The 26405-nt window shown below is 66.8% G+C and carries 24 protein-coding genes; 17 read left to right on the top strand and 7 right to left on the bottom strand.

Annotation, left to right across the window (positions count from 1 at the left end; translation table 11 throughout):
* Position 1 precedes the first annotated feature (1 nt).
* The 3 genes from ACY1JX_RS00500 (at position 2) to ACY1JX_RS00490 (ending at position 2266) form a co-directional block, all read left to right on the top strand.
* The gene (locus tag ACY1JX_RS00500; RefSeq protein ID WP_462564834.1) at positions 2–352 is read left to right on the top strand and encodes a nuclear transport factor 2 family protein; all 351 of its coding nucleotides are present in this window, start codon (positions 2–4) and stop codon (positions 350–352) included.
* A gap of 62 nt (positions 353–414) precedes the next feature.
* Positions 415–801 (top strand): DUF1304 domain-containing protein, encoded by a 387-nt coding sequence (locus tag ACY1JX_RS00495; protein ID WP_462564833.1) that lies wholly within the window; start codon positions 415–417, stop codon positions 799–801.
* A gap of 94 nt (positions 802–895) precedes the next feature.
* Positions 896–2266, top strand: coding sequence for a YncE family protein (locus ACY1JX_RS00490; protein WP_462564832.1), 1371 nt, complete (start codon positions 896–898; stop codon positions 2264–2266).
* Positions 2267–2376: 110 nt separating this feature from the next.
* On the opposite strand, the gene ACY1JX_RS00485 is transcribed toward ACY1JX_RS00490, so the two are convergent.
* Positions 2377–2877 (bottom strand): LURP-one-related/scramblase family protein, encoded by a 501-nt coding sequence (locus ACY1JX_RS00485; RefSeq protein ID WP_286928369.1) that lies wholly within the window; start codon positions 2875–2877, stop codon positions 2377–2379.
* A gap of 694 nt (positions 2878–3571) precedes the next feature.
* Here ACY1JX_RS00485 and ACY1JX_RS00480 point away from each other — a divergent pair.
* Together ACY1JX_RS00480 and ACY1JX_RS00475 are read left to right on the top strand one after the other, a co-directional pair.
* Positions 3572–4525, top strand: coding sequence for a tyrosine-type recombinase/integrase (locus ACY1JX_RS00480; protein WP_462564831.1), 954 nt, complete (start codon positions 3572–3574; stop codon positions 4523–4525).
* Between the two features lie 745 nt (positions 4526–5270).
* Complete coding sequence (locus ACY1JX_RS00475; RefSeq protein ID WP_462564830.1) at positions 5271–6878, top strand: hypothetical protein; 1608 nt, start codon at positions 5271–5273, stop codon at positions 6876–6878.
* A 293-nt stretch (positions 6879–7171) separates the two neighbouring features.
* Here ACY1JX_RS00475 and ACY1JX_RS00470 read toward each other — a convergent pair whose 3' ends face one another.
* From ACY1JX_RS00470 to mobF, 4 genes are all read right to left on the bottom strand, one after another.
* Positions 7172–7414: a DUF2188 domain-containing protein gene (locus tag ACY1JX_RS00470; RefSeq protein WP_462564829.1), complete on the bottom strand. Its 243-nt coding sequence runs from the start codon at positions 7412–7414 to the stop codon at positions 7172–7174.
* A 464-nt stretch (positions 7415–7878) separates the two neighbouring features.
* Positions 7879–8172: a hypothetical protein gene (locus tag ACY1JX_RS00465; protein WP_462564828.1), complete on the bottom strand. Its 294-nt coding sequence runs from the start codon at positions 8170–8172 to the stop codon at positions 7879–7881.
* A 947-nt stretch (positions 8173–9119) separates the two neighbouring features.
* A complete protein-coding gene (locus ACY1JX_RS00460) occupies positions 9120–9317 on the bottom strand; it encodes a hypothetical protein (RefSeq protein ID WP_462564827.1) in 198 nt (65 codons plus the stop codon).
* A gap of 222 nt (positions 9318–9539) precedes the next feature.
* Positions 9540–13079 carry a MobF family relaxase gene (gene mobF / locus ACY1JX_RS00455; protein ID WP_462564826.1) on the bottom strand — a complete coding sequence of 1180 codons (3540 nt, stop codon included), beginning with the start codon at positions 13077–13079 and terminating at the stop codon, positions 9540–9542.
* A gap of 339 nt (positions 13080–13418) precedes the next feature.
* Here mobF and ACY1JX_RS00450 point away from each other — a divergent pair, with 339 nt between their 5' ends.
* The 12 genes from ACY1JX_RS00450 to ACY1JX_RS00395 are packed head-to-tail and all read left to right on the top strand — an operon-like array spanning position 13419 to position 24154.
* Complete coding sequence (locus tag ACY1JX_RS00450) at positions 13419–14036, top strand: hypothetical protein (RefSeq protein ID WP_462564825.1); 618 nt, start codon at positions 13419–13421, stop codon at positions 14034–14036.
* Positions 14018–14971 (top strand): hypothetical protein, encoded by a 954-nt coding sequence (locus ACY1JX_RS00445; RefSeq protein ID WP_462564824.1) that lies wholly within the window; start codon positions 14018–14020, stop codon positions 14969–14971. The genes ACY1JX_RS00450 and ACY1JX_RS00445 overlap by 19 nt, the downstream gene beginning before the upstream one ends.
* Before the next feature lie 26 nt (positions 14972–14997).
* Positions 14998–15654: an SAF domain-containing protein gene (locus tag ACY1JX_RS00440; RefSeq protein WP_462564823.1), complete on the top strand. Its 657-nt coding sequence runs from the start codon at positions 14998–15000 to the stop codon at positions 15652–15654.
* A 1-nt stretch (position 15655) separates the two neighbouring features.
* Positions 15656–16423: a hypothetical protein gene (locus ACY1JX_RS00435; protein WP_462564822.1), complete on the top strand. Its 768-nt coding sequence runs from the start codon at positions 15656–15658 to the stop codon at positions 16421–16423.
* Positions 16420–17901, top strand: a complete 1482-nt coding sequence (locus ACY1JX_RS00430) for a CpaF family protein (RefSeq protein ID WP_462564821.1) — start codon at positions 16420–16422, stop codon at positions 17899–17901. Before ACY1JX_RS00435 ends, ACY1JX_RS00430 begins: the two co-directional genes overlap by 4 nt.
* Positions 17898–18743: a type II secretion system F family protein gene (locus ACY1JX_RS00425; protein WP_462564820.1), complete on the top strand. Its 846-nt coding sequence runs from the start codon at positions 17898–17900 to the stop codon at positions 18741–18743. The genes ACY1JX_RS00430 and ACY1JX_RS00425 overlap by 4 nt, the downstream gene beginning before the upstream one ends.
* Positions 18740–19645 (top strand): type II secretion system F family protein, encoded by a 906-nt coding sequence (locus ACY1JX_RS00420; RefSeq protein ID WP_462564819.1) that lies wholly within the window; start codon positions 18740–18742, stop codon positions 19643–19645. Before ACY1JX_RS00425 ends, ACY1JX_RS00420 begins: the two co-directional genes overlap by 4 nt.
* Before the next feature lie 29 nt (positions 19646–19674).
* Complete coding sequence (locus ACY1JX_RS00415; RefSeq protein ID WP_462564818.1) at positions 19675–19857, top strand: hypothetical protein; 183 nt, start codon at positions 19675–19677, stop codon at positions 19855–19857.
* Between the two features lie 25 nt (positions 19858–19882).
* Positions 19883–20245: a TadE/TadG family type IV pilus assembly protein gene (locus tag ACY1JX_RS00410; RefSeq protein WP_462564817.1), complete on the top strand. Its 363-nt coding sequence runs from the start codon at positions 19883–19885 to the stop codon at positions 20243–20245.
* Positions 20242–20664 carry a TadE/TadG family type IV pilus assembly protein gene (locus ACY1JX_RS00405; RefSeq protein ID WP_462564816.1) on the top strand — a complete coding sequence of 141 codons (423 nt, stop codon included), beginning with the start codon at positions 20242–20244 and terminating at the stop codon, positions 20662–20664. The genes ACY1JX_RS00410 and ACY1JX_RS00405 overlap by 4 nt, the downstream gene beginning before the upstream one ends.
* The gene (locus ACY1JX_RS00400) at positions 20661–21080 is read left to right on the top strand and encodes a pilus assembly protein TadG-related protein (RefSeq protein ID WP_462564815.1); all 420 of its coding nucleotides are present in this window, start codon (positions 20661–20663) and stop codon (positions 21078–21080) included. The genes ACY1JX_RS00405 and ACY1JX_RS00400 overlap by 4 nt, the downstream gene beginning before the upstream one ends.
* Positions 21077–24154 (top strand): LysM peptidoglycan-binding domain-containing protein, encoded by a 3078-nt coding sequence (locus ACY1JX_RS00395; RefSeq protein WP_462564814.1) that lies wholly within the window; start codon positions 21077–21079, stop codon positions 24152–24154. The genes ACY1JX_RS00400 and ACY1JX_RS00395 overlap by 4 nt, the downstream gene beginning before the upstream one ends.
* Before the next feature lie 133 nt (positions 24155–24287).
* Here the strand turns inward: ACY1JX_RS00395 and ACY1JX_RS00390 are convergent, their stop codons facing one another.
* Together ACY1JX_RS00390 and ACY1JX_RS00385 are read right to left on the bottom strand one after the other, a co-directional pair.
* Positions 24288–24803: a GIY-YIG nuclease family protein gene (locus tag ACY1JX_RS00390; protein WP_462564813.1), complete on the bottom strand. Its 516-nt coding sequence runs from the start codon at positions 24801–24803 to the stop codon at positions 24288–24290.
* 113 nt (positions 24804–24916) lie between these two features.
* Positions 24917–26404 carry a hypothetical protein gene (locus ACY1JX_RS00385; protein WP_462564812.1) on the bottom strand — a complete coding sequence of 496 codons (1488 nt, stop codon included), beginning with the start codon at positions 26402–26404 and terminating at the stop codon, positions 24917–24919.
* Position 26405: the final 1 nt, after the last annotated feature.

Genomic DNA, 26405 nt, shown 5'->3' with positions numbered 1-26405 from the left:
CATGACATCGACGACGATTTCCCCGGCCCAGCTGCCGGCTCCCATCCGCGACTACCTCGACGCCCACACGAGGCAGGACACCGACGCCGCGCTCGCCCACTTCGGACCCGACGCCGTGGTCACCGACCAGGGCGAGACCTTCCGCGGCCTCGACGAGATCCGCGACTTCCTGACCCGTGCGGGCAGCGAGTTCACCTACACGACCGAGCTGACCGGCGCCGAGCGCATCGACGACACGCATGCAGTGGCGCACGTCAGGCTCGAGGGCGACTTCCCGGGCGGCGTCGCCGACCTCGCCTACCGCTTCACGCTGCGCGGCAACCGCATCGTCGAGCTCTTCATCGGCGCCTGACGCGATCCACTCGGGCGAGGACCTACCCTCGAAGGACTGTCCACGAAAGGGACCCAAGAGACATGGTCGTCGCCGGTGTGATCCTCGCGGGCCTCGCAGCCCTGCTGCACGTGTACATCTTCGTGATGGAGTCGGTCACCTGGACGAGCGCCGGCACGCGCGCCACGTTCGGGATGAGCCTCGAGGAGGCCGAGTCGACGAAGCAGCTGGCATTCAACCAGGGCTTCTACAACCTCTTCCTCGCCATCGTCACCGCCGTCGGGATCACGTTCATCGCGAGCGACTCGGACGACGTCGGCGTGGCGCTCGTCCTCGCGGGAATCGGCTCGATGGCCGCCGCGGCGCTGGTCCTGCTGCTATCCGACCCCTCCAAGCGGGGCGCCGCCATCAAGCAGGGCACGCTGCCGCTGCTGGGCATCATCGCGCTGGTGATCGGCGTCCTCGCCTGACCGGCCGCCCAATCCCGAGGAGAGTGTGACCCAGATCACCAAAAGGTGAGACAAGGGGTGTCACAGCGAGTTACACCGGGTGCATGATCCATCCATGCCCCAGAGCCCACGCCCCGCCCGCATCGCCGCCACCCTGGCCGCCGCCGTCACGGCGGCTGCCCTGATCCCGTCCGCGGCGGCGACGGGAGCCGCCGCGGCGAGCCCCGACTCGCTCCGCGACGTGATGTTCGTGGGCAACAACTGGGCCGGGACCGCCTCGATCGTGGACGCCCACGACCCGAAGATCCTCAGGTCGGGCATCAACCTGATCCCCGACAAGGCCCAGGAGCTGCGCGACATCAATCGCAACCCCCTGCGCCTGATCACCTTCACGGCGGTGCGCGTCGGCCCCGGGCAGGGCCACGACCAGTTCGTCGACGACATGTTCAGCACGAAGGACGGCCGGTTCCTGGCCGTGTCCCGCCCGAGCTTCGCCGACGTCGTGTGGATCGACATCGCCAAGGCGGTCGCCGGTGACAGCGACTCGATCGTCGCCGAGCAGCCGATGGACGGCTACCGCAGCGACCACGCCGGCCTCTCCCCGGACGGCAAGCGGCTGCTGGTCAGCGACTCCGTGGAGCGCCAGGTCATCGAGTTCGCGATGGTCGACCAGACGCTGCCGGACGGCCGGACCGTCAAGATGGGTGACCGCCTGCGCACGTTCGAGTCGGGCGACACCCCGCACGAGAACAACTACAGTGCCGACGGCCAGCGCATCTTCCACGCCTCCATCGGCTCGGCCTACACGGCCCTCGACGGGCCCCTCGGCGACTGGACCAAGGGAGACCGGTGGTTCGAGATCGTGCGCAACGACGACTTCGGGATCGACAAGCGCTGGGACATGGGCAAGGAGCTGGCCGAGGCAGGCCACCCGAAGATGAGCTCGGCCGTCCGGCCGATGGCGATCGCCCCGGGCGAGCGCTTCGTCTACTTCCAGGTCTCCTACTTCCACGGGTACGTCGAGTTCGACACGATGGCCGCTGACATCAACGGCAAGGCCGACTACTCCACCGGCAAGGTCGCCGAGCCCCGCACGGGTGCCGTGACGCGCCTCATCCCGCTGCCGAACCGGGTGCCCAAGATGCCCATCACCGAGTACGTCAACGACTCCGCGCACCACGGCCTGTCCATCGACAAGGACGGGACGACGCTCTGCGTGGCCGGCACGATGGACGACTACGCCGCCCTCGTCGACCGTGCCACCGGAGCACCCACGCTCTTCGACACGGCGACCACCGGGCACAGCTACCTCAAGCCCTACTGGACGACCGAGGGTCTGAACGACACGTGCTGGATCTCGCTGTCGGACTCCGACTCCGTCGCGGTCCTGGACGTCCGCACGAAGAAGGAGATCGCCTACCTGCCCGTCGGCGACCACCCCCAGCGGGTGCGACTCGGCACCGTGGAGCGCGGCCTGTTCGGCTGATCAGGACCGGGCCTGCGAACGGAGAAGTCCCGCATTTGACGGCCGCCGGATCGTGCTCAAGATCCGCGTCGCGCACCGAGGTGACACCCACGTGGGGCGCGAGCCATTCGTCAGCCCGCTGACATCGCGTCCACGCAGACCGTGATCGCCAAGATCAGCGGGATGTCCTGACCTTCGGCCAGCTGAACACCGTAGGAGTCGCGGATCCTGAACCACTTCTTGGACACCGTTGCCACCGTGTCCCCGTCGCGTTCGATCTCGTACTCATGATCGACGACGTTGCCGTGAGCCTTGAGGCTCTCGCCGCCGTCGACTTCGATGAGGTAGTGGTCGCGCAGGCCCAAGAGCCGTTTGTGCACCGTGGCCCTGGTGGTACCGCGCTCGATGACCATCTTGTCGCGGACGGTGAGCTTCTTCTCCTGGATCTTTGACAGCTCCTGGCCGCGCGGATCCTCAAGGACGAAGGTCTCACGCATTCGAGCGGCCTTGCCATTGACCTTGAAGGCCCTGTTCCCATCTTCGTCCTCGATCCAGAAGTCGTCCCCGATCGCCATCATCTTCTGGCGCATCTGGAACGTGGGTCCGTCCAATCCTCCGCGGCGCAACCGCATGGTCGTGTCCTCTCGTCGTTGAAAGGCCGCTGGCTGGTGAGCGGCGTCCTCGCACGGTTCCAAGGATTCGGCCCGAAGTCCTCACATTGCGGAGATGATTGCGAAGGGCCGCTGAGGGTCAGGACGCGGCGAGATGGGGCCCGCTTCCGACGAACGCGCGCGGACGCGGGTGGTGCACCCTGTCAGGGGAACTACGCTTGAAAGAGCGAGAGCCCTGAAATCATTGCGATTCCAAGGCTCTTCTCGGGTGGGCGATACTGGGTTCGAACCAGTATTTCAGACGTCCATTTCCGTCTACGTCCAGCGCGTTATATACTGCAATTCCAGCGAATAGTGACCGCTCCCCGAGCGGCCAGTAGTAGCCACTATTGGACACGAAACACCAATCATTGGACACGTATTGGACACGAAAGCGCGGGCGTCGCGCCGGGAGAAGCGATCATTCGGGCAGATTCAAAAGCTGCCGAGTGGACGCTACCGAGCACGATACGCCGATCCTGACGGGCGCCTCAGCACGAGCGGTGGTCCGCTTCGCCACAGCGCACCGCGAACCTTTCAGACGCGCGGCGATGCCGAGGCCTGGCTTGTCGATGAGAGCCGGTCGATATCTGCTGGAACATGGTCGTCTCCGAAGGCCAGAAGAGATGCGCATGCCGAGGCGCAGGTGACGCTAGGCGACTACGCGCCACGCTGGTTGGCCGACCGCAAGGTCAAGGGCCGGCCCCTCGCGGACCGCACCCGTGATCACTATCAGGATCTTCTCGATCGGGTGATCCTCCCGACCTTCGCCAACCAAGCCCTGCGAGATATCACTCCCGAGATGGTGGCCGACTGGTACGACACCGCGGTTCCAGATCGACCGACCTATCAAGCGCACGCGTACTCGCTGCTACGCGCGATCATGCGTACCGCGGCTGATCCGACCAAGAACAGCGGAAGGCCGCTGATCCCGTTCAATCCCTGCGGGATCTCAGGCGGCGGATCCGCTGGCGCGAAGCGGCGAATCCGCCCGGCGACGGCCGAGGAGATCGCGATCATCATCTCGAACATGCCAGAGAAGCATCAGCTCATGGTGATGCTCGCCGACGGTTGCGCACTCCGCTTCGGTGAGCTTGCCGAGTTGCGTCGTTCAGACGTCGACGTGAAGAACGCCGTGATCCATGTGCGGCGCGGCGTCGTACGTTCACGCTCCGCTGGCGTCATCGCCAAGGAACCGAAGAGCGACGCCGGAATCCGAGACGTCCCCATTCCACCGGACATACTCGACGTCGTCACAGAACACAGGAAGACCCACGCCGCACCCGGAATCCAAGGACTCATGTTCCCTGGAGCCAATGGTGGCCACCTCTCCCCCAGCGCGTTCTACGGCAAGGTCTCGAAGCCGCGGCGCGGGAAGCCGGACTCCAAGGGATGGGGCTGGTACGAAGCCCGCCGCGCGGCGGGCCGTCCGGACCTTCGGTTCCACGACCTTCGTCACGGCGCACTCACCGACGCCGCACGCCACGGTGCAACACTCGCGGAGTTGATGGCTCTCGGTGGCCACTCCACGAGCCAGGCCGCGATGCGATACCAGCAAGCCGCATCAGATCGACTCGCCGAACTCGCACGGCGACGAGCCGAGTCTCGCGGCTGGACGGATGGCGCTTGATCGCCAACGTTCGGCAATCGGGCAGGGTGGTAGACGATGCCACCCGGGGTGTCGCTTCATGTTCTCGAGCCCCAACTCTTCGGCGGTGTGTGGCTACCGAATCTCGTTCGAGAGGTCGCTCCAGCGATCGAGGATGTTTTCTGATCGGGATGAAGATGCCGTTTTCGAGACGCGTGTGGCCCCTGGGTGCACGGTTGCCCTGTGATCCGCCGCTGGAGAATCGAAAGACCTCCGAATAGAGACGTTCTCGTCGGTGCCCGAGGAGACTTGAACAGGAGTGGACACTCGCTGGCCTGTGGAATTCCGATCCCCCTGCACTTGCAGTAGTCGTCTTCTCCGGTTCCGTCCCGTTGCACCCGAAGTGTCCCCTCAGGGGTGCACCAAGCTTCAGTTCTACAGCGTGTCCGGCGCACCTGAGGTCCTACTCGAGTCGCTGCCGGAATGACCAACGCCCTCCTTCGCCTGAACCTCACCAGCCTTGGCTGACCGCACCCGCGAGGTCCTACCACGTTCGCAGAAGCCGGATATCAGACGACGGCGACTTTTGGCGTGCGAGCCGACGCCCGCGGACGAATCAACCGGCACGAGGGTCGTCGCCTTGGGCCCAGGCGCGGTAAAGCAGTCACCGGGGCGGGAAAACTCGAAGCCATCTCGTCTGCCCCCGACAGTCAGCGGCGAGCGCGCTTGCTGAAGCGAGTCGGGCCGTTGTACGCCGGCGCGGGCTAGGGATCGATACTCTTCCAGCGTGACTCTTCGCGACCGGTCCGGCTCCGGAACGAATGCGGCGACGTCAGCGGAACGGATCACCTGGAGTGTCGCCGACGACCTCCTCGAGATGTTTGTCTCCCGCCTTAACAGTGACGAGGAGATTGACCTCAGCCAGAGAAGCTTCTCCGCGATGAAGGTTGAGGTTGGTTCCGCCGTCGCGCTTGACGATGGCCCCGGCGCCCCCACCTTGAAGATCAAGCTCCCTGATACAGCCACTCGAGTGTCATTCAACGTGGGGAAGGGAGCCTCGGGACAGTTCGCACTGGAATCGCTGCGCGGGTCACTCTTTGTGGGCGTTACTGGTAAGGATCAACGTCGTTCGCGACTGAGGCTCGTGGACAACTCGTGTGGATCGCTGCGCGTCAAGAATTGCAGCGTGACTTTGGTACGCCCAGACCGCCAACTCGCTAAGACGGCGGAACTTAAGCTTGTTGATCTCCACCAGTCGAGTCTCCGCGTAGTAGGACGACGGCCGGTAGGTGTGGTCATCACCGCGCGCAAGTGCACAGTAGATTTCGAAAAGGCGGATGTTGGAAAGCTGCAATCTCGTCCCGGCAGTGAGATCGTTCTAATCACTCGAGACTGCCGTGTCGGCTCCCTCGACTCAGGCGCGACGCCACACTCACCGAGCTTTGTTCTTCTACCCTCGAGCCGCGCTCGCGTAGGACGAACTACTGAGAGCGACATTGCGCTCGCCAAGGACGCAGAATTGGAAATCCTCGATCGAATCACCCACTCGATCCTCAGGGGAGACGGGGCTCTAACGGTTCACGGCGTTTGCAGTGACGTCACATTCGCTGGGCCCATCTCATTGGGGCTCAAACCGAACGCGCTGGCTATGGATGTGAAAGGCGAGTTGACGTTGTCGGCCGCTGCGGGCGCAAGCCTTTCCGGGGTCATAGTTCCCGCCGACCCGAGCGAACGCCTGCGAATCCGTGACATCCAAGCTGACAACACACAACTCAAAGGTCTCGCGATCGCCAACTTCGAAGTAGATGTCAGCCTTTCGGGCATTCAAGTTCTCAACACCCTGGAGCAGAATGCGGACTTTGCCTCACCATCCATCCCGCGCAACCTCCCCGGCATGGTGCTCCGAGATCGGTTCAGATGGCGTTCTAACAGCAGCGAGATCCACGATGACCGGATCAGGGAACAGTACGTTCGGGCGCTGCACCGGCTCGCTGAGACGCGTGGAGGCGCCGCTTCCGTCTCTACGAAGCTCGCGAGCGCGAAGTATCAAATGCGCCGGCTGGTCACCCGGAGCGCCATTGAGAGAACTGTCCTCTCCGCATATCGACTGATTGGCTACGGCGAGCGAGCCATCCCTGCGTTCTTGTCCGCAGCAATAGTCGTCACCGTCGCTACTGTGATCTCCCTCCGCGAGCATGAAGTTGACGTCGTGCACGGTTGGAGCACGTGGGGACGGACCTTCGTTGACTGGGCCGTTACACCCCTTCACGTTCTCAAATTGACGGTACCGTCGGCTCACGCGACTTTCTCCGAGCCTTGGGACACTCTGATGCGCCTGCTGATTGCCATACCAATCGCTACTGGCGCTCTAGCGCTCCGCAAGTACGTCAAGTGACAAGGCTTTCCAGTGCCTCAGAACCGAACGAGTCCGGTTGGACGATCGCCCACGGCTGAGGCACGAGCACCAAACCCGTGGTCGAAACGCCGGTGCGCCCGAGGGGTGCACATTTGCCTCATGTTCGACTCGGGCACGAGCGACCCCCCCCCGTTTGAAGGGATGTTCGTGCGTGTCCGAGGGCGACTTGAACCAGAGGGCTCTTCCTGGAACTGCCCGGGAAATCCTCATCCTGTCTACAATTCCAAGAGGAACAGGACCCGTTCGATACCGCTCAGATCACCCTGCCGCTACTAGTGCTTTTTGTCCTTCGTGGGTGACTCGTTTCCGGGCTTCACAGTGTCCGCGTCGCGTATGCGACCGTTCGTCCCATGAATGTAGACCTGTCCTCCGCCAGCGGCACGAACCTGCGACTTGGCCTCAGCCTCAGCCTCACGTTGAGTGCGAGTCTCCGCAGTCGTCTTACCGTCTCCAGTCACCCGGTAACCGTCCTTCCGGTTACCCGAAACGTCCCGACGATTCTGATTTCCGGCCATCACATGCTCCTCCGCGATCCGTCTGCTCGTCCCATCATGACCTTTTCAACCGCATCCGGGCGTGACATTTCGAGAGAAGCAAGCCCCGGTCGGCGCTAGAACACTACTCGCTATCACTCCGTCTCGTGCTTTCGCTCCGTACCTACGTTTCCGGACCTGCGGCGCCGAGACGGGTCACGACAGATCGCCGGTGCCAAGCCTCCGCAAGGCGAGGCGGCTACCCAGCGGCCGACTCCCACCACATCGGCATCCCCCGAGCCCATGCCCAAACCCACGGCAACCTGCTCATCCAGGACTTCCCCGTCAGAGTCGTCACCACCGCAGACCCCTCCGCGAACTCACCATCGAAACCAACCGCGACTACCAACCTCGCGAGAAGAAGCACCCCTGAACCCGCGCTTCCGCAGGTTCAGGGGCTACCTAGGCGCTCAGACATCTCAGGACGGAGAACGGACGGTTCCCAGTTACAGGTCGTCCCGATCGGCGCCAGCTTCTCGCCCGTCCTCAACGGCGTAGCGGATCGAGAGTGCGGCCACTTTCACGGCGGTCCCGCGGTCGGGTTCGTCCAGCGAGTCGACCGTGACGATCTTCTCTCCAGACTGCATGCTCGCGTGATGGAACGTAGTCTCCAAAGCACTCCCATAAACGCGCACGGTCATCGTCGCGTCGGGGCCGACATCGACGACGAGGCATTCGTCGCTCAGATCCGGGCCAAGGTCCGCAATTGCATTCGCGAGGGCCAATAGCGAGGAATCCACAGGCAACAGCCTATGGCCTTAAGCAGCCCGAAGTAGATGTCTTTCGAGGGGACCGTTGTATCGACAGCAGGCGCCACCACAGTGTCGAGCTGCGCCCGAGAATCGACGACCCTTGTCTTTCCTTACCGGGTCAGGTCGAACACTGGCAGCTACTCCATCATCACCCCCGGGCTTGCGCGATCGACCAACGTTCAAGAGAGGTGCTACCAGTTGTGGTAGCGATCGCCGAGAAATGCTCGGATCGACGTCGGGCTCCGTGCGGCGGCGTGCCAGTAGTGCTCACCAAGGGGTCGCACGGAAGCATCGCGGGATGTCGCGTAAGCATGGATTCGTGTCCAATCGACTCGCGTCCGACGGTAGGTGAGCATGACTCCGTCCGTGGCCAAAATGTCCGCGGGCCCCAGCGCGGGCGGACGATGGTAGAGCGCCTGCTCAAACGCTGCGACGTACCATTCACCGAGAGTCTTGGCAGGCTTGTTCCGATCGGGAAGACGAGGTCGGAACTTGCCGAACCACCCTTGGTTGGCTCGAAATAGCAGCTCGACGTCTTCGCGCGCCATCAGCGGCACCCGCCCTCCCGTCGTCGGAAAGAGCCCTGCCTTCACGTTCGTTCGTATTCGAGCGATCGCGGCGAGCGCTAAGGACCCAGAGATCGAACCAGTGGTCCCTGACTGCTCGCGAATTGACCGTTCGGGAATTGTCACTTCCGCAACATAGCGAGAAGTGCCGCCCCTCGTGCTGTTCTGGCTCCTTGAGTCCAAAGGCTTAGATCGGTGACAACCGTCGCTCCTCACTCCGCCGGCCGCTGACCCCCGCTGAGCAAGGGGAGTTACTCGACATCGTGCTGGCCAGTGTCTTGAGCCTTGGCGGCGGGGAGTTCCCCGGAGCACCTACTCGATACTGGTGGTGCCTCGGAGGCGTTCCCCCGAGTTGGGGGTGCTGCATGATCAGGTGGCCGTAGCCACTCGGACCATCCGGTTCCTGGCAAGCTGGAGAAGGCCCGCGAGCCCGCTTGAGGTGAGTTTCATGCCGTTCCAGAAGCACAGGAGCACCAGAAGGTTCACCGACTCGGATTCGCCGCTTCGGACGTTGGCGGCGCAGAGCCACGCCGCGCCGAAGTAGCCGGAACCTGCCAGCAAGGTCACGGGCGGCAGCCAAGTCGGTCCGCTCCTGCGACGGGTTGCTGCGGCGAGACGGTTCGTGGGCATGGTGCTCTGAAGCCATCGGTGTACGGCGAATGCGAGTCGCCAGTAGAGGTAAATCATGGGTTTCTCCCTTGGGTCTGTTCACCCATACGGGGCCGCCGGTTCGAAGTCACGAAGCCGGCATGGCGCTGTGGACAATTCGGGGCGAACCGGTACCTGTGGCTAATCAGCGATGCTGTGCAAGCTGACCTGGCGCGGCTCCCCGCCGCGGTCGCGGTCGGCAACGGCGGAGATCTTTGCGGCCCTGCCGATGGCGCGGGCGGCGCAAGCCGCGTCGAGTCGTTGGCTGTCCGTGCTCGGGTGCCCGAGGACGGCGGTACCGGTGATCTGGTAGCGGTCGCGGTAGGCGGCGACCGTGGCTGCTTCGGTGAGCCAACGGCTCAGGCGCTCAGGTCGTGTCGGCGGTCGGCCGAGCTTGCGAAGCCATGGTTCGTGCTGTGCAAGAGCGCGTTGCGCGAGCGCCGTGGCGCGAGACTCGATGAGTTGTCGCCGCTGCTGCAGCGCGGTCGCCATCTCCTCGGGCAGGGCGCCCGCAGCGGGAGGGACGATCCCGGCGATCAGGTCCGGTTCCCGACGGTTTCGTCTCGATGAGCTTCGCGTGGCGTGGCGGAGTCGGCTGACCAAGACGGCACCGATGTCATCGGCGTCGGCGAGCGACCGGCGATTCACGACTCTTGAGAGCAGCGATTCCGGGTGGAGCTGGTGTGCTTCGGCGCGGCGGAGTTCGGCGGTTAAGGGTCCGAAGGAGTCCGATTCGATGACTGCCTCGGCCTGGTTGGATGTCAGGCCGCTGTGATTGATCAGGGCGACCCATCGGCCGTGTTGGGCGACGGCGGCGATGGTCTCGTACTCGGCTGCGAGTTGCGCGATCGAACCCCAGTGGTCTTGCTCGGCTTCGATCATTTGGTGCGCTGAGAGTTCGGCGCCGCAGTGTTGGAGGACGCCGTGGAGCACGCTGCGGGCGGTGATGTCGTCGATGTCGGGGGCGGCGTGGGTGTCGTCGAGTTGATCGAGTGCGACGTATGCGGTGTTCGCGTCCCGGCCACGGGTCATCGCGACGTAGAGGTTCTCGCGAGTGGTCGAAGAGTTCACCACGACGTGGGCGGTGTCGACGGTGATGCCTTGAGCACGGTGGGCGGTGACGGCATAGCCGAGTTCGACGTGCTCGGCCACATACGCCGCTGGCAGCAAGACGGGATCGCCGCTCTCGCCACCGATTCGCGCGACCTCGGCTGAGCCGTCCGCGCCGACGGCGGTGACCTGCCACCGGTCGCCGTTGCGCACCCACCCACCGCGGGCTGTTGGGATTCGTCGGTCGTTGCGGCGAGTGATGACCAAGTCTCCGACGGAGGCATGGGTGCCGGTGGTCAGGCGGACCTCAGCGCCTGCCGCGGTCGCGCCGGTGAGAATTCGTTCGGCTCTCGCCCGCGCGTTGAGTTCGATGACAGCGTGGCTGGCGTCGGTGATGAGGACACTCGCCTTGCCGGCCCTGACATCGTTCTCCCACGCCGCATAGGCGACATCGAGCATGTCTGCGGTGGTGCCTTCACGGATTCGCTCATGCCGAAAGTAGGTGCTGATGACCTCAGCGGCGCCGGCCCTGAGCTTGAGGCTGGCAGCCTTCTCCCAGTCGTGGGTGAATCGGTGCACTTCGGTGAGTTCCGGGGTGTCGTCGCGTGCGTCGGCGAGGAGTCCGAAGGCGCCGCCTGCGTCGACGGACTGCAGTTGAGCCCAGTCGCCGACGAGCAGTACCTTCGCGTCTGCGGTTTCGGCGAGGCCGGTGATCCGGTCGAGGGTCAGCGTGCCGGCGAGCGTGGCCTCGTCGATGATCACCAGCTGGCCGGGCTCGAAGGTGGCGCGGCCGCAGTCGTGTTCGTGGAGCCACTTCGCCGTGTTCTCACAAGTGATCCCGAGATCGTCGCCCAGCACCTGTGCGGCGGCAGCGCTGGGAGCCAGCCCGACCACACTCCCGGCCCCGTGGTCCCATTGCCAGGTCAGCAGCAGGGCGTGCATTGCGGTCGTCTTGCCTGCCCCAGCCGGACCGATCAGCACATCCACCCGCCGTCCCGACCCGACCACCCGGAACAGGGCCGCGACCTGCTCCTGACTCACCGAGGCCCCGACGAGCTTGCGACGCGAGACCCGCGCCAGGGCGGCAGAGCTGGCGGTGGGTCCGGTCGAATCGGACGCCCTCGCCAAGAGCCGTTCTTCGGCAGCAAGCAGGTCCTCTGAGGTGAACACCACGCCGTGCTGGGGACGGAACCGGGAACTGCCATCGGGGCGCCGGAACACGGCCGGGCTGGTCGCGAGCTCCGGCGGCGTCACCGCGAGCGAGGCCTGCGCGGCCGCACCGACGATCGCGCCAACCACGACCTCACGGTCCTGGGCGGAAGCGAACCGCCAGCCCATCGTCTGACGTGAGGCCTCGGCCCACAGGTTCCAATGCCGCCACGTCGAACGCTTCTCACTGACAGCGGCGACCACTGACTCTCCGACTCGTCCGACGAGGTCGAGGGAGACGTCGTCCGCACGCAGCATCCGCGTCGGCCCTCGAGCCGAGGTGAGGCGTCGAACCCAGCCAGACGGTTCCGCACCGAGAATCCGGCCAGCGCGCTCGCGCCACCGGGTGGTGAGGTCTGCGAGTGACTCGATGTGCTTCGCCGGCCGGGTCGCGAGGGTCGCCTGGGCCCGCAGCCGGATCACCGTGGTGCGTGACGGGGGCCGCCCATGCCGGGCGATGTAGTCGTCGACGAGTCGGTCCTTCTCGTCCTCGATCATCCGGGCGCGGCCGGAGAACTCGCGCACCATCGCCTCGGGAACGCCCGCGAGTTCCCACGACGGGTTGCGGTCACGGCCCCGCGGCCGGGTCTCCCAACTGATTCCGAGCATGCGGGTGATCCGGTCGGCCAGGACCGCGTTGTAGTGCTCCGAGATCGCCACCACCGACCGATGGAGGGCGCGGCTGTCCAGGCTGCGCCAGCGGCCGTCGCCGGCGGTCTGGACCTTGTTCGACACCACCAGATGGGTGTGCAGTTGCGGGTCCCCGACCCGGGAGTCCCAATGGTCGAAGGCGACCGCGATCAACCCGACGATGTCCATCTGCGCCACGGCCCCGTCGCCGCCGTTGGATCCCGCTCGAGTCGCAGCGACCTCCCGCTCCACCAGCTCGAGGGTCTCGCGCACGGATTCGTGATGGGCCTCCACGATCAACGCCTGCGTCCCCGCGTCCGCGACGCCCCACAACACCGACAGCGACTTCGGGACGCTGAACGTCAAGTCAAAGCCTGCGACCGCCCGCCGCTGCCCGGCCGCCTGCTCCTCGGTGGTGATCTCCGCGATCGCTTCGACGCGCTGCGCCTCGGTCAGGCTGGCCTGGAGCGCGGTGACTCGGTCGTCAATCCGATTCGCGACAGACGCGAACTGCCGGTAGGGACGGCCGAGCTGCGCGCCGGTCACCGGGTCGCGACCTGCGCCCAGCAGCAGCGCCACCTGCTGCTCCGTCACCACATCACCGCTCTTGAGGGTCCCGTCCCCCATCCCGTGCAGTCCGGATCCCAGCCAACGTCCTGGTGGTGTGCCGGCCTCGGTGTAGTAGCGAGTCATAGGGGTCGACAACACCCGGTCGCCGTCACCGACGACCACGCTCCTGAGCAGGTACTTGTAGCCGTCCCCAGCCGACATGACCCGCATCGACACCGTCACCTCGCGCCCACCTCCACGCCCCGAAGGTGTCCAGAAGGTGTATTTGGGGCCGAGTTATCCACAGGGCAGGCCCACTGAGCCCGCCTCGATTGCCAGACGTGTGACCCTCCAAACACCCCTCCCGGCATCTGGGGAGCGGGGGGGTGTTTACGGCAACGGCCGCACACCTAGGACGTAGGACATCGATTCGAAAGGGGTGGGTGAACGGTGAATGACAGTTGCGCATCGTCGTCAGGCGGTGTCTCAATAGGAAGTGACGGTGCTCACGCTGGTCGCCAGCGAGCGCGTCGTCTGCGTCCTTCACGAACAGCCCGTGGAGGAAGGCAGGTATCGGGGGCCATGACGATCACACGAGGAGCACGCACACTCGCGACCGCAGCACTACTGCTCGTCGCGCTCGCAGCATGCTCCGACGATGACACCGAGCCGAAGGCAAGTGCCTCGACCTCGGCACCCACGACCGCAACGACGGCCACCACACCGCCGACAGAGTCTCAGCTCGCGACGACGAACGCCGAGGCGAAGATCCGCGAGTACTACGCCACGCTGAGTCACATCCGTCAGGACTCGAGCGTTCCGATCGGTCAGCTCAAGACCATCGCAATCAGCACCGAGTTGACGTCACTTCAGCACCTGGTTCGCAAGGAACGACGCGAAGGCAGACGGCAGATCGGCGATACCAAGATCGCCGACCTGACGATAGAATCGGTGAATCTCGACAACAGCGATCCGCAGGCCGGCAAGGCTCCGACGGTCGTGGTCTCCGTCTGCTGGGACGTAAGCGGAGTCGATGTGGTCGACAAGGGCGGCAAGTCCGTCGTCGTGGCGGACCGCCCGGACACGGGCTGGACACGGCACTTCGTCGCGAACTACGACTGGTCGAAGGACCCCGACGGTGCGTGGCGCGTCGCCGGTGGCGAAGACCTCGAGAAGACGCCATGCTCGCCCGCGGCCTGAGCCGGCTAACCCTCATCTCGTTCCCGATCGCTGCCCTGTTCGCTGCCGCAGTACCGGCAACAGCTGGCACGACATGCTCGCGCGTTGATCCATCGACAGGCGAATGTCTCATCTGGGTCGATGTCCCTGAGAACGATCCCGGTCAGCCGAAGGACGATGCTCCGAAAGACACGGGTTCCGGGACAAGCTGCTATTGGGACGGGACAAAGAACGGGATCCCGAAGCCGCCGCCAGGGCCCGTTCCGTGCAGCACCGACTTCGGCTATTGGTCGAACGCGTGGAACTGCTACGTCCGTCTGGCAGACCCACAACCGGGCCCAGACGATCCGGCGTGGCAGGGGCATGAGCCCGGCGACGGGAACGTTTACGAGTGTTGGCAGCCTCAGACGGATCTGCAGATCCAGTTGTGGGCGGCGACGCCTCCGCCGAACTCGGGCGCGGGTCCGACGCCGCGTGAGGTCGCGCAGATCGCGGTGGACCGGATGCGTCTGCGGGCGGTTGACATCGGGATCGTGCCTGAGCCGGGTCCGGATCGGATCGGTCTGGTGGGAATGCCGGTGTGGATGTGGGTCGCCGATGCGGGCGAACAGACGTGGGGTCCGGTGACCGCTTCGGCGTCGGCGGGTGGGATCACGATCACCGCGACCGCGCGGGTGGAGAGCGTCCGTTGGGACATGGGTGATGGCACGAAGGTGACGTGCCGGAACAAGGGCACCCCCTACAAGCCCGCCTACGGCCGGCGCCCGTCGCCCAACTGTGGGCATGTCTACAAAAGCGAGAGCGCCGGACAGCCCGGCGACAAGTACACGGTCACCGCGACGTCGTCGTGGGTCGTGTCCTGGCAGGGGGCCGGGCAGAGCGGGACGATCCGCCTGAACGGTCTGCAGCGGTCGGTCCAGGTGGCCGTCGGCGAATTGCAGGTGCTCGTGCAGTAGCGAGCCTCAGGGTGAAGGCAGAAACGATGAGTACCACCGTCAACAGCACGACCGAGGCCAGTCCCCCGCGCCCGCTGGCGCCGCCACCGAAGCTGCGACGGCGGCCCGCGTTGACCGCCGCTGCGGCCGCACTGGTGGTCGCTGGCGCTATCGGTGCCGGGTGGGCGTGGTCGGCGTCCACGGACACAACCGCGGTCCTGGTCGCCACGTCCGACATCGGTCGCGGGACGGTGATCGAGGCCGACCACCTGAAGCGGGTGCAGGTCGGCACCGACCCCGCGATGGATCCGGTCCCGGCATCGGCCATGGACTCGATCGTGGGTCAGCGGGCGGCGCTCGACATCGCTACCGGGGGGATCGTGACCCGATCGGCAACCACGGCAGTCCAGGTGCCGGCGTCGGGGACGTCAGTGGTCGGGGTGGCGGTCACGGCAGCGCAAGCGCCGTCGGAACCGCTGCTGGTCGGCGACCAGGTCCGTGTTGTTGTCACCCCTGCCGCGGGTGACGCCGCCCCGACCGGGACGCCGCCAGTCAGCAACGCCGAGGTCGTCGCCACCCACTACTCCGACGGCACCGGGCAACTGGTGGTCGACGTGCAAGTTCCCGCTGGCGAGGCCGCGATGCTGGCGGCGCGTGCGGCGACGGGGAACGTGGCCATTGTGCTCGATTCACGGGAGCGGTGAGATGGCTGTCATCGCGCTCGCGTCCGCGTCAGGATCCCCGGGCGTCTCGACCACAGCGCTCGGTCTGGCGTTGGTCTGGCCGCGTCCAGTGCTGTTGGTGGAAGCGGATCCGACCGGCGGGTCCGGGCTGCTTGCCGGCTACTTCCGCGGCACCCGCGAGTACACGGCCGGGCTGATCGAGCTCGCCCTCACTGCCGGCGACCTGGCCGGTGCGGTGGCCGAGGTCGCCGTCCCGATCGACGACACGCAGGTGGCGTTCATCGCCGGCGCCCGCTCCCACACGCAAGCCCCGGCGTTGCGGGATGTGTGGGAACCGTTGATGTCGGTCTGGGCGGGGTTGGAGTCGATGGGTCAGGACGTGATCGTCGACGTCGGACGGCTCGGGTTGGCCGGGTCGGCCACGCCGGTCCTCGACGGCTCCGACCTGACCTTACTGGTGACCGGGTCGAGCCTGCCGTCGTTGTCGGCACTCCGATCATGGGCCGACGCCATCGAACGCAATCTGGTGACGTGGCGGGATCCACGGCTCCTGCTGATTGGTGAGGGAGAGCCGTATCGAGCCCGTGAGGTCACCGCAGCGGTCAAGCTCCCGGTCTTGGCGTCGTTGGCCGACGACGCCGAATCTGCGGCGGTCCTGTCCCGAGGCGCCGCCCCGTCGCCTCGGTTCGAGACGGGCCCGTTGACGCGGAGTCTGCATGCGGCGGTCGCCGCGATCCGTGGCGCGCTCCGGACGCAGCGCCTCGAGCTGGCTGAAGGAGCAGGGCGATGACGAGCGACCCCGACGAATACGCGAACGAACTGTCCGGGCTACCGCTGTTCGCCCAACCGCTCCCCCAGACTGATGAAGTCCCGCTCCGACATCTGCACCGGGTGCCGCCTCTGGACGACAGAACCGCCACCGACCACGCGCGCGTGCCGGTGGATTGGGCGCTGGTCGCGGCGTTGCGGGCGCAGGCGTCGAACCAACTGAGTGAGGCGGTCGCCGCCGACCGGGCACGCATGACCCCGGCGGGCCAGCAGGAGCTGGGGCGGGCAATCGTGCTGGATCTGATCGAGTCGACGATGGCCGACCGCGTCAACGCCGGCGCTGCCGCCTACACACCGGCTGAGCAGGGCGCGACAGCGCGGGCGGTGTTCGACTCGCTGTTTCGGCTCGGCCGGCTTCAGCCCTTGGTCGATGACGACCGGGTGGAGAACATCATCATCACCGGCCACGACCAGGTCCTGCTCGAACTCATCGACGGGACGCTCGTGGACGGGCCGGCGGTGGCGGAGTCGGATGAGGAGCTAATCGCCTTCCTCGTTTTCCTGGGCTCGCGCAGCGAGGTCAACGCCCGCTCGTTCTCCGAGGCCGACCCGGTCCTGCACCTGAGGTTGGATGGCGGCTCGCGGTTGGCAGCCACCTGTTGGGTGACGCCGCGGCCGTCGGTGGTCATCCGGCGGCACCGGCTCATGCAGGTCACCCTGGAGGACCTGGTCGACCGCGACCTGATGACACCGCTGGTGGCGTCGTTCCTTCGCGCCGCGATTCGGGCCCGCAAGTCCATCGTCGTCTCGGGATGCCAGGGCGCCGGCAAGACCACCCTGCTGCGGGCGTTGTGTGCCGAGTTCGATCCATTCGAGGCGATCGGCACATTCGAGAGCGAGTACGAGCTGCACCTGCACGAACTGCCCGAGCAGCACCGGATCGTGCACGCGTGGGAAGCCCGCCCCGGCACCGGCGAACGCGGCCCAGACGGGCTGCGGGCCGGCGAATACACGCTGTCGCAAGCGTTGGAGGACTCGTTCCGGTTCAACCTGTCACGGCAGATCGTCGGCGAGGTTCGTGGCAAGGAGGCCTGGACGATGATCAAGGCGATGGAGTCCAGCACCGGTTCGGTGTCCACCACCCACGCCTCCGATGCGATCGCCGCGATCCGCAAGCTCGTCACCTGCTCGATGGAATCCGGTCCGGAGGTCGGACATGCGGCAGTGACCAGCAAGCTCTCCGAGACGGTCGACTTGATCGTGCATCTGGACCTGCGCACCGAGACCGTCGACGGGAGACCTCGACGTCGTCGGCGGGTGGCCGAGATCGTCGCGGTCGAACCGGGCGAACACCAGACCGGCTACGCCACCACCCACGTCTTCAAACCCGGACCGGACCAGGTGGCGGTCCCGTCGGTGTTACCGGACCGGTTCCGTGAGCTCGCCGTCGACGGGTTCGACCTAGCCGGCTACCTGACCCAGCAGCAGGAGCGGCCATGATCGCCGTCGCGGCCCTGGCCGGGGCGCTGATCGTCGCCGGACTCCTCGGCATGGTCGCTGGCCTGCGCCCGACCGAGGTCGTGGAACGGCCGCCCCGTCAGCGGCGGACCCGCAGGTTGACGCCCCGCGCTCGACGACTACTCGGCGTCGGGGCAGGGGCGGGCGTGTTGGCGTTCGCGATCACCGGGTGGGTACTCGCGCTGGTGCTGGTACCCGTCGCTTTCGTCGGCCTGCCTGCCCTGTTGTCGTCGTCGGAGGCGTCGCGGCGGATCGTGCGGCTCGAGGCGATGGAGGAATGGACCCGCACCTTGGCCGGCGTGCTGACCGTCGGGGTGGGGCTCGAGCAGGCGTTGGTGACGTCGCTGCGCTCGGTCCCGGCGCCGATCGAGCTGGAGGTGACCCGGCTGGTGGCCCGGCTGCGGGCCCGGTGGAAGACCGAGGACGCGTTGCGGGCGTTCGCCGACGAGCTCGGCGACGCCACCGGCGACCTGGTCGCCGCGAACCTGATCCTCGCCGCTCGCCGCCGCGGCGCCGGCCTCGCGTCGGTGCTGGAGGGTCTGGCCGAGTCGGTCGCGGCGGACGTGCGGGCGCGGCGGCAGGTCGAAGCCGACCGCGCGAAACCCCGCGCCACCGCCCGCTGGGTCACCCTGATCAGCGTCACCGTGCTGGTGATCCTCGCCGTGTCAGGCACGTATGTGGATCCGTACCGGACGCCGGTCGGGCAGGTGATCTTGGTGGTGCTGCTCGCCGCCTACATCGCCGCGCTGGTGTGGATGAAACGGATGGCCACCGGCCGACCGACTCCCCGGTTCCTCACCACCGGGACCGGGGCGACGTCATGAGCACCGGCCTGCAGCTGATGGTCGTTTCGGGCGCCCTGGTCAGTCTCGGGCTGGTGCTGCTGGTGTTCCGGTTCCTGCCCGCCGAACCGGACCTGGCCGACGCGCTCGACCGGCTCTCTCCCCACCGTCGACCGGCGACCACGTCCACGACGGTGGCCCCCGGCTGGGGAAAGGAGCGGGTCGGGGTGTGGGCGATCAAACACCTCCCTTCCTCGTTGTGGGTACGGACCCCGGTGCGGGAACTGGCGTTGTTGCGAATCCCCGTCGCCACCTTCTACGGCGACAAGCTCGCCTTTGCCGGCCTAGGCCTCGTCATCCCGCCGCTGCTGACGGTGTTCTTCGGGCTGCTTGGGATCGGGCTGCCGGTCGCGATCCCCGCCGTCGCGTCGCTGGTGCTCGCGGGGGTAATGTTCTTCATCCCGAACTACAACGCCATCGACGACGCGGCCAAGGCCCGCGTGGAGTTCAGCCGGGCGCTCGGCGCCTATATCGACCTGGTCGCCCTCGAACGCCACAACGGAGCCGGCGCCCGCCAGGCCATGGAAGCTGCCGCCCAGGTCGGCGACTCGTGGGTGTTTCGCCGGCTCGCTGAGGAACTCTCCCGGTCCCGGTGGTCGGGGCAGCCGCCGTGGGATGCCCTGCACGCGCTGGCCGACGAACTCGGCCTACCCGAACTGGATGACTTCGCCGACATCATGCGCCTGTCCGGCGAGGAGGGCACCAGCGTCTATGCGAGCCTGCGCGCCCGGTCCGCCGCGATGCGCACCGCGATGCTCGGCGACGAGATCGCCGAGGCCAACGCCATCGGCGAACGCATGACCATTCCCGGCAGCCTGCTCGGCGTCATCTTCATGGCCCTGCTCGTCGCCCCGTCCCTGATCCGAATGTTCACCCACACCTAGAAGAAGGACCCACCAGGAAGGAAACACTCATGAATCCACTCCCCCAACTGCTGGTCTGGCTCCAGCTCGCCGTGCAACCCCCGCCGCGCGCCCAACGCGGGTCGGTGACCACCGAACACGTCCTGTGGGCGGTCGCGGTCATCGCGATCGTCGGGATCGCCGTCGCCGCCATCCGGGCCTATGTCACCAGCCAAGCCGGCAACATCAACTGAGCAGCCGCCGCCCGAGCGCGGGTCGGTGTCGATCGAGATGATCGTGCTGCTGCCCGCCCTGTTCGCCGTGCTGTTCCTGGGGATGCAGGCCGCCCTGCTCCACCACGCGCGCGCCGTGGCGATCGCCGCTGCCCACGAAGGCGCCCGCGCCGCCGCAGCACAGGACGCCGGCGAGACCGACGGGATCCGCGCCGCCACCGGGTTCATCGCCGACGCCGGCGGGACCGACGTCCTCACCACCTCGGCTGCCACCGCCAACCGGTCTGCCACCACCGTCACGGTCGTCGTCCGCGGACGCAGCATGAGCGTGATCCCCGGCTGGTCACCCCACGTCACCCAGTCCGCATCGATGCCGGTCGAGCGACTCACCACCGCGGGTGACCCATGAGCCGGCGGGAGGACGGGTCCGCCACCGTCGAGGCCGTCATCGGTATCCCGGCGTTCCTGCTGTTCGTCGGACTGATCATCTTCGGCGGCCGCACCGCCACCACCCACGGCGCCGTCGAAGCCGCCGCGAACGACGCCGCCCGCTCCGCCTCCCTTGCCCGCACCCACACCACCGCCCGCGCCGACGCCGTGACGGCGGCCCGAGCGAGCCTGGCGAACCAACAGATCCGGTGCATCACCGTGCGCGTCGACGTCGACAGCAGCGACTTCGGTCGCCCCGTCGGCACCGATGGATCCGTGCACGTCACCGTGACCTGTCGGCTCGACCTGTCCGACCTCGCCGTCCCGGGCGTCCCCGGCACCACCACCATCCGCGCGGTCGTCACCAGCCCCATCGACACCTGGACCGAACGCTCATGAACCGGCGCACGGAGCGTGGGTCGGTCAGCCTGTGGCTCGTGCTGGCGAGTTTCGCCATGACCCTGCTCGTCGGCCTCGCCGTCGACCTCGGCGGTCAAGTCCACGCCCAACAACGCGCCCACGACCTCGCCGCCCAGGCCGCGCGCACCGCTGGCCAGGAAGTCCGGGCCGCCTCCGCTGTCGCCGGCCGCCAACCCGCCGTCGACACCGCCGCCGCCCGAGTCGCGGCCCGGCACTACCTGACCTCGGCCGGGGTCACTGGGACCGTCGACATCCGCGGCGGGGACACCATCACCGTCGCCGTCACCGACACCTACCGGCCCAAGTTCCTCGGCCTCATCGGGATTACCCGGCTCGACGTCACCGGCCACGCCTCAGCACGCCTCGTCCGCAGCCTCGGAGGGAACGAACCATGACACGACAACGACTCCGCGGACTCGCCGCAACCGTCGCGATCATCGGCGTCGTCGCCGGGATCCCCGCCTTCCTCGTCGCCATCGGCTCCGCGCCGTGGGACCTGGACTACGCCAGCATCGGCGACCTGCTGTGGGTGAGTGACGACGGCACGTTCCTGATGCTCGTGCTGACCATCGCGTGCTGGCTCGCGTGGGCGTTCGTCACCGTGGCCCTGTGCGCCGAGATCATCGCCGCCCTTCGCGGCATCCAGGTGCCCACCCTCCGTGGCCTGTCCGCGCCCCAACATGCCGCCCGACAGCTTGTCGCCATCGCCGCGCTCGCGTTCGTCGCCGCGCCCGGCGCCGTCGCCACCCTGCCGGGCCCACCCGTGCACGCCGCCGCCCTCGCGGTCGACCAGACCCCGACCCCTCGACAGGGGCCCGTGCCGGTCACCGAAGCCGAAGCAGCCCACCCGGACACGACGACGCCCGACCAGCCCGCGGCCGTCGATTACGTCGTTAAACGCGGCGACACTCTCTGGCGCATCGCCGAACGCGAACTCGGCGACCCTCACCGCTACCCCGAGATCGTCGCCCTCAACCACGACACTCTCGGCGACCCCGACTTCCTCACTCCGGGGATCGTCCTGCGGATCCCCGACCACCCCGCACCCGCCACCGAGACCGACGAACTCCAGTCCTATCTCGTCGTCGATCACGACACGCTCTGGGACATCGCCGACCGTGAGCTCGGCAACCCCGAGCGGTGGCCGGAGATCTATGAAGCCTCCCGTCACACCCCGCAACCCGACGGAAAACATCTCACCGATCCGGATCTGATTCTGCCGGGATGGACCTTGACGATCCCGGCCCGTCGCGACCAGGCTTCTCCTGCCGCCGGCCCGACTCCCCCGCGTGGAATCGCTCCGGATGCGGGGGCGCCGGTGCGGGCACCACGATCGGTCGAGCACGCTGGCGGACAGCGCCCCGACGCCACGCGAACCCACGCCGATACGACCACGCAGGCCGACGCCGCGGGCACCTCCGGCTGGCTTCTGCCGGGACTCACCGCAGGCGGCGCCGTGCTCGGAGGCTGCCTCTTCCTGACCCTGCGCGGGTACCGGCGGACTCAGGCTCGCTACCGCAAGCCCGGCCAGATACTCGCCCCCACCCCACCGGAACTGCGACACGTCGAGAAGACCGTCCACACCGACAGCACCGACACCGCCCACGATCTGGAGTTCGTCGAAAGGGCGCTGCGTGATCTCGCCGTCACCCTCGAACTCGACGGCACCGATCGCCCCGAGCTGGCCCACGCCACCCTCAGCCCCGACTCGCTCACCCTGCACCTCGCCAAGCCCGCAACTCTCCCGCAGCCGTGGACCGGCGCCGGCACCACGTGGGAACTCCCGCTGGGTACTGAGATCCCGGACCAAAACGGGATCTCGCCGTATCCCTTGCTGGTAAGCGTCGGCCGCGACGTGGCGGGGCGGATGGAGCTGATCAACCTTGAGCAGTTCGGCACCGTTGACCTGACCGGCGATCCAGCCTACGCCGAAGCGATGGCTCGCCACATCGCCGCCGAACTCGCGTTGAGCCCGTGGTCGGTGCTGGTCCAGGTCGACTGCATCGGCACCTGCGCCGAACTCGCAGGTCTCGACGACTTCCGACTCCGGCACCACCACGACGACCCGACGCCCGCCGTCACCGAGATGCGCCGCGACGTGAACGCCAGCCACCGAGCCGGTGCCGGCGACCCCGAGCCGTACCGCGCGATCATCACCGTGAGCCCTGCCGCGTTCGCCGACCTTCGCGCACTGATCGAGGCGCCCGGCCCGCGGCTCGGCGTCGTGCTGGTGTCCGTCGCAGGCACCGGCACGCCGCCGGGCTCCCTCAGACTGGAACTCGATGCTGGCGGCGGGCTCCACGTGGCCGCGCTCGGCCTCCACCTCACCGCGGCGGGGCTCACCAGCGACGAAGCTCTCGCCTGCGCCAAGATCGTGGACCTGACGCGGGAGGTGCAGCCCGTCCCGATCCCGGTGTACGTGGAACCCGCCGACGACCTGCACTCCCTGATCGACCAGGCCGGCGTACTGCGAGCCGAGCTCACCGACGTGCGCGACACCGAACCCGCAGGGGAAGGATCACTCCTGCCAGCCACCACGGCTGACTACGTGGCCGCGGCGGCGGCCACGACCGAGGACGTCGACACGCTCGCGCCCATCGTCTCGACCCAGGTCCGCGCCACGGTCCTGGCGAAGGACCCGACCCTCGACAACGACCTTGACGCCTGGACCGATCCGCAGTCCCTGCGCCCGAAGCTCACGCTCCTCGGCCCGGTCGAGCTCCGCGCCCATGGCCAAGCGCCCACGCCGGCCCGCCAGCCGGTGCTCCTCGAACTCGCCGGCTACCTCGCGCTGCATCCGGCAGGAGTCGTCTCTCGTGAATTGTCCGAGGTGTTCCGCCGCAGCGAATCACAGATGCGCAACGACGTCCGCGCCCTACGCGCCTGGCTCGGCACCGACCCGAACACCAGCCAGCCCTACCTTCCCGCCGGCGACGCGTCGCGGCTCTACCAAGAGACCGGAGCCCCCGGCTACCAAGTCGATGGATTGATCACCGACCTTGACTTGTTCCGCCGCCTTCGAGCCCGAGGCCAGGCACGGGGAGCCGACGGCCTCGACGACCTGATCGGTGCCCTCCACCTCGTCTCCGGCGAACCGTTCACCCAACTGCAGAAGCGCGGATGGAGCTGGCTCTACGACGACGACCGCATCCACGAGACCGCCGCTGCCGCAATCGTCGACACGGCCCACCTCGTCGCAACCCGAGAACTCACCGAGGGCGACCTTTCCGCCGCCCACGACGCCATCGAGATCGCCCACCGAGCCGTGCCGTTCGACGAGGTCTGCCGCCTCGACCTCGTCAAGATCGCCCGCGCCAACGGCAACGTGCACGAAGCAGAGGAGATGCTCGACCGCGGGATCTGCAACCGCACAGACGACTACGTCGGCCCCATCGACCTCCCCGAACGCACCGGCGAGATCGTCGCCCGACTTGACGAACTCAGGCGGCGGAACAGGTCAGCGGGCTGACACACGCATCCGGTTGCCAAGCTCCGCTTTCTCGAGAATGCCGTGGCGCGGGTGAGCATCACTGCAGGGCTATTTCGTTTCGAATTCTCTCGCTCATCGAGCCATGGTGATTGCCGATCAACCCTTCGCCGATTCACGGCTCGATCAGATGTCGGAAGTCGTCGAACAGCTTGACCTCGGCGGTCTTCTCGGCGACCTGCTCCCATTCGTCCCCGTCTTGGAACTTCGGATTGCGAATGTTCGCCCATGGCCTCATCGCAGCGATGAGAAGCGCCTCGAGATCTCGGACGATCTGTTCGGTCTCCCCACCATCGATGCCGTCCCACGAGACCACTCCGCGCACACCGTCCTTGCGGGGAGTTCCAGCGAGATCAGGAGAGTCGAAGGAGAACCACGAGAATCGCGTCCACGCGCCTCCGTGTTCGTCATTGAGGTGGTCCTTCAGTCGCCCACCCAGTCCGTTGTTGCCAATGCACAAGCCGGCGTAGTAGACGCCCAAGTCGTCGTACAAGACATACACGCCGCGCGCGTGCCGGAAGTCGACGACCCGCATTGTCCTGCTGGTCCGTCCACGACGGCCGAGGAGTCTGGTCTTCGACCAGTCGACCGCGTCGCGTTCCCAGAATCTTCCGTAGGCGCCGATGAGCATGACCTGACCGTAGCGATGCCGTCGCGTCCGGGCATGGGTTTTGAGCGTCTCGACGTGGCCTTTCAGATACGAAACTCTCAACTCCGGCTCTCGGCGCCGCGCGAGCTGACCGATCAGATGTGCAAGGCCCGGTGCCGTTCGAAATTGAACGCCGTGTGCTCGTTGAAGACGTCGACTTTGCGGCCGACTAGCCCGGCAATGGCACGGTCCAGGTCGGAGCCCATGCTCTTTCGCGGCGCTTCAATCCTTCCGTCGTCGTTAACGACGATGTGACCCCACTCAAAAAGGGCGTCGCAGCCAAGTGCGCACGCCAGGATCGCCGCCGATTTCACATCGCGGCGTTCAGCGTCGCTCAGGTGCCGGCGCGGGAAGATGTGGGCGGCAATGAGGAGACGCCCCGGAAACGTGCGGCCGCAGAGTCCACATCCGGCCTCGCTTCTCCCGTTCAGGAGTGCCGCGCGAAGGTACGTCTGTTCCCGTCTCACGCGGGTCATCGCGATCGAGTCGGTCCCGTCCCCGTCCAGGACAATCGAGGGAAGACCGAAGACAGCCTCGGAGACGTCGCCCCTTGGAACTGCCACGGCCATCTCGTCCAAGAGTCGCAAAGCCGCGTCTCTGCTCAGGGTCGCCACATACTTCTGGAGCGGGACGCCGGACCGTCCGAGTGGCCCCGGGGAACCGTGAGGAATGAGCTCCGCGATCCGCGAGAAGTGCAGTTCCAGATCCTTTTGGATGACGTCCACTTCGACCAACCAGCCGTCGTTCCCGTCCTCCTCGCGCATGCGGTAGCCCGGCGGGCGGCTCGCCGGCTGCCACGCCTTCGTTACGACGCTGACGGCTCGCAGGTAGCGATCTGCGTAGTGCAGGACGACGTCGCCCGGGCGCATGTCCTTGAGGAGCCGTCGGTCGGGTAAGTCGCGGCCCTTCTTCGGGAGGCTCCACAGGGACCCTTGCGCGAGGGCCAACTCATGGTTGTATCCCTGGGACACCCACCAGAACCTGCGCTCATCAACCGGTTCCGTCGTGCGAACCCCGCGACTGGGGTGGCCTGCCTTCTTGGCCGCTCCGGCACAGTCCTTGCACGGCGGAAGCGATTGCATCTGGGTGTCGGTCGCCAACCGCGCAGGGCCGCCGCGGAGTGTGGTCCCGTCTGTTTCGCGGTACCAGTGCTCGCAGCGTTCGAAGTGGCGCATCGCGATGGGGCGGCCCGTGGCGGTGCCGGCAAGGTCGACAGGGTCCTTGACGTATTCGACGGTCGGAAAGTCGACGAGATTCCGGGCCAGCTCCGCAAGTGGAGCGAGACGTATCCGGCGCCCCGGGGCCACACGACCGTCGCGAAGATCAACGCCTTCAGCGCGGAGCACATCCGCCTGAGATCGACTCTCATCCCGATTGCTCCAGACAAAACCCGGAGGGAGCACGCCGTGCTCCTCGACGACGCGCCAAGCATGCGGACAGGTCGTGCACGAACGAATGTGGCTACCGAGGCCACGCCCGATAGTTCCAACCCCTTGAGCGAGGTCCCCGTATGTGATCCACCGCCCAGCCGGGATCGCCTCCATGAGGTCATGAAGTCGATCCACGTCGAACTGCGATGCCACG

The sequence above is a fragment of the Aeromicrobium sp. JP4 genome (assembly GCF_054957925.1).
Note: the sequence above shows the minus strand (reverse complement) of the source record. Positions and strands in the feature narration are given on the sequence as shown.